The organism is Metabacillus malikii, from assembly GCF_030813355.1.
In the GTDB taxonomy this organism is placed as follows: Bacteria; Bacillota; Bacilli; order Bacillales; family Bacillaceae; genus Metabacillus; species Metabacillus malikii.
In genome coordinates this window covers 1-3,791 of record NZ_JAUSUD010000055.1, presented here as the reverse complement: position 1 = coordinate 3,791, position 3,791 = coordinate 1, and the positions used below count along the sequence as shown (strand labels likewise).

3 protein-coding genes and 1 rRNA gene are annotated in these 3,791 nt (G+C 30.8%); all 4 read right to left on the bottom strand.

Going from position 1 to position 3,791, the window contains the following annotated elements; genetic code table 11:
• Positions 1-282 precede the first annotated feature (282 nt).
• Entirely contained in the window at positions 283-693 is a 411-nt protein-coding gene (locus J2S19_RS23525) for a GtrA family protein (RefSeq protein WP_307347313.1), read from the bottom strand.
• Complete coding sequence (locus tag J2S19_RS23520) at positions 668-1,696, bottom strand: glycosyltransferase family 2 protein (RefSeq protein WP_307347310.1); 1,029 nt, start codon at positions 1,694-1,696, stop codon at positions 668-670. Before J2S19_RS23520 ends, J2S19_RS23525 begins: the two co-directional genes overlap by 26 nt.
• 4 nt (positions 1,697-1,700) lie before the next feature.
• Positions 1,701-3,389, bottom strand: coding sequence for a DUF6044 family protein (locus J2S19_RS23515; RefSeq protein ID WP_307347308.1), 1,689 nt, complete (start codon positions 3,387-3,389; stop codon positions 1,701-1,703).
• Between the two features lie 330 nt (positions 3,390-3,719).
• Positions 3,720-3,791: ribosomal RNA gene (gene rrf / locus J2S19_RS23805) — 5S ribosomal RNA — on the bottom strand; the annotation flags it as partial.

Genomic DNA, 3,791 nt, shown 5'->3' with positions numbered 1-3,791 from the left:
CTCAATTGTTTCGTGTACATATAATGTACGTTTGTTGTTAATAAAAATTAACGTTGGCACGCTTGGTTTTGTTTAGTTTTCAAAGAACATTCATTGTCATCTTCTCTCAGAAGCGACTTTATTAATATAACATTTATCAATTATCGTGTCAACAACTTTTAAAATTATTTTTCTGAAATAATATTTTTCGGAAGTCCTCAACCCGACAAGAATATATTTTACGTTGTTTTTTAAAATAAGTCAACCTTTTTTAATGAATTATTATATTTTCTCTTTAACTCCTCAATTATCTCTTTTAAAAGCTATAAATTTTTGACCGAAGTAATTTAAGCAAGTATATAGCATTGCAGCTATTACAATCAATATATCTTCTGTAATAAAACTATATTTCTCAGCTACAATTAATAAACTATGGTATCCAATTTGATATGCAATTAAATAGCTTGCAGATACTACAAAAAAGAATAATACCATTGCTCTACTATTTTTAACGTTACTTCCAAAAGTAAAGTTTCTATTTAGAATATAACTAAAACAAGCCCCCACACTATTTCCTAATAATGTAGAGGACCAATAAGACATGTTCAATGCATGTAAGCTTAAAAATACAATACTTAAACCAATACAAGTATTTAATATCCCTACTAATAAGAATCGACTAAATATACTAATTCGATTCAGGTAGTTTTCCAAAATCAGGCTCAAAATTATCAACGTCTAGTTCCCTTTCTTTTATTTGATTGGTTAAGTTTAATGTATCTATATCTACTATATACTTAGGTCTACGTTTAGATTCTTTGTATATTTTCCCTACATATTCTCCAATCAGTCCTATAGCTATCAATTGGAGGCCCCCTATTAGCCAAATCGAAGTAATCAATGACGTCCATCCAGTTTCAGTGTTTCCTAATAACTTTAGAGTTATAAAATATGCACCAAACATCAAGCTGATAAAAAATGATATTAGACCAACAACTAAGACAAATCGTATCGGAGTGACTGAGAAAGAGGTAATTCCCTCAAATGCAAAAGACAACATTCTTTTCAACGGGTACTTAGTTGTTCCTGCAAGTCTCTCTTTTCTATCGTAGTATACAGTAGTAGAAGAAAATCCGATTAGTGGGACAATTCCCCTTAGAAATAAATTCACTTCTTCAAATTTTTCAAGTTCATTTATTGCTCTTTTACTCATTAACCTGTAATCAGCATGATTATAAATGATATTTACTCCTAACTTACCCATTAATTTATAAAATGTTTCAGCTGTTCTCTTTTTAAATATTGAATCAGTATCACGTTTCCTTCTTACACCATACACAATATCATGACCTTCATTATATTTATCAATAAAATCCTTAAATTTATAAATATCATCTTGAAGATCAGCATCAATTGAAATGACACAATCTGATGATGTCTTTGCTGCAAATAGACCTGCTAATAATGCATTCTGGTGCCCAACGTTTCTAGATAATTTTAATCCGTGGATATGTTTGTTTTTTAAAGTCTCTTTATAAATCATCGTCCATGTCATATCTCTACTACCATCATCTACAAATAACACTTTACTGTCCTCAGAGATAATCTTTTCTTCAATAAGATTTGTTAACATATCACTAATTTGTATCATTGATTCAGGAAGTACCTCTTCTTCGTTATAGCAAGGAACGACGATTGTTAGCACTGGCTTACACACATGATTACCTCCTAGTTATATCCATCGCTTTATATAAATAGATTTTCCAAGCTGATGACTTAGAATCAAATGTTTTTTCTAACTCAAGTTTATTTTCGGCTGCATTTTCTATTTTCACAGCTGAGAATATATGTGTTCCCCCTAAACTCTTAAAAGCGTCAATATTCAAATCTAAGTTCTTTAATGTCTTTTTTGTATTCTTTTTAAACATATAATGCTTACCTAACTCATCAGTAAATATATAACATCGACCTCCCCACTCATCAAAGTAAGTTCTAATCGTGTTATTTTTATCTAATTCATTTGCTATAATTTTTCTAAATGCATACTTATAAGTAAGTGGATAAAAGTTATTATACGTATCGATTGTATAAAACCCGTTATATTGAGCAATTGCAGGGTGTATACCTATACTTGCAACTCTGTATTCATGTTGTGGCTTTCCTATATATTCTTTAATATTTTCAAATAACTCAACTGAGTAGAATTCTTTAACGGTTGGCTTATTACGATAGATTACTTCATCATTGAAACACATTAACAAGAGGAGTTGAGATACCAATAAGAATATAGCCAAAGGTCTTAAACTTCTATAATGAGTCCAAACAATCTTTAATCCTAAAGCAAATCCTACGTATATAACTAGCGGTCTTAAAAATTGAAACCTGGCAAAGTTAAAAGTATCCATAAAGTGAAACTTTTTTGTTAATGGTAGCCATCCTTTATAAAACCAAAAGGCATACCATGCAGATAGCAAAAAGTTTAGGATTAAGAGTTTGATGAACAAACGTTCTTCCTTCCAAACCCTTTTGGAAAAAACTATATAAAGTGAGAGAAACAAAAGGACTAAGATAAAAAGTCCATGTACAGTCATAACATGGGTATGGCCTAATACAAAATTCTTAAACGTTAACCGTATAGCTCTCCAAAAAGATAACCTTGCGTGAAAGTACTCATCTCGACTATTTGGTTCATCATCAAATATAAACGAGAAAACTAATCGGTATTCTACTACCATAAAGATAATAGTCATATAAATAATAGCTAATAGAAACGCAAAACTCCGTTTCCCCTTAACAATATCAATTATCCATATAACCCCCATTGCAAATAAAAAAAAGAAGAAGCCTAGGACAATACTTGAGTAAAACGGAAGTAATGTTAATACCAAATAGTACTTCCAAGATTTTGTCCCATTTCTTATATGTAGCAATGCCCATAAAGCTAAAGGCATTCCTAATGTACTTAGCATACCCGATGGCCAAAATGGAGTTAATGAGAATGCCAATGCAACTCCAACATTAATAAAACATAAACCCTTTTCCTTGTTTATATGGTCTTTCAGTAAAAAATACATTCCAATAAACGCAAATACTCTTGTAATTGTTTGACTTAATGCATAAGCTATCATAGTTGGAAATAAAGCATATAACCAGACAATTAAACTAAACTCTGTTCCATATGCATTTCTAGGTAATCCATTAATCACTTGTGGGACTACAGCATCAATTGCACCAGTAAGTTGGCCACTTTCACTTAGTACCTTATACCAAGCTAAGTTTGAATCCAAGTTATCGTGGACACGGATGTGTGCATCCTCTCCCAATATATAAAGTGGTGACAAATAGATAGCAATTATAATAAAACTAATAATTATTAACCATTTTTCAGATTTTAAATAGTTGATTAACAACACTTACACTCCTATTATTTAACTAACATTTATTATCCTTTCTATAACATCTGCAAAATCATGGGAAAAATACCTAAAATTCCATTTAATTCTTAGTTTATTTTAAAAAGACCAATTATTCCTACTTAGTGACCGCAGCAATACTTATGTAAACTTACTTTTAATCATTAATGTCATTTTGTTTGTTAATTAATAAGTTCTGTTTGATTTTTCACATATAAAAGAGGTTTTCGTACTTTAAGGTTTATTTTGTTTTAAAGAGCTTATTGATGCATAAGGAGAAATTGACAAAAAAAAGACCAGTATTTCTACTGATCTTTTTCTCAAGGTACCTGGCAACGTCCTACTCTCACAAGGGGAAGCCCCTAACTACCATCGGCGCTGAAGAGCTTAACTTCCGTG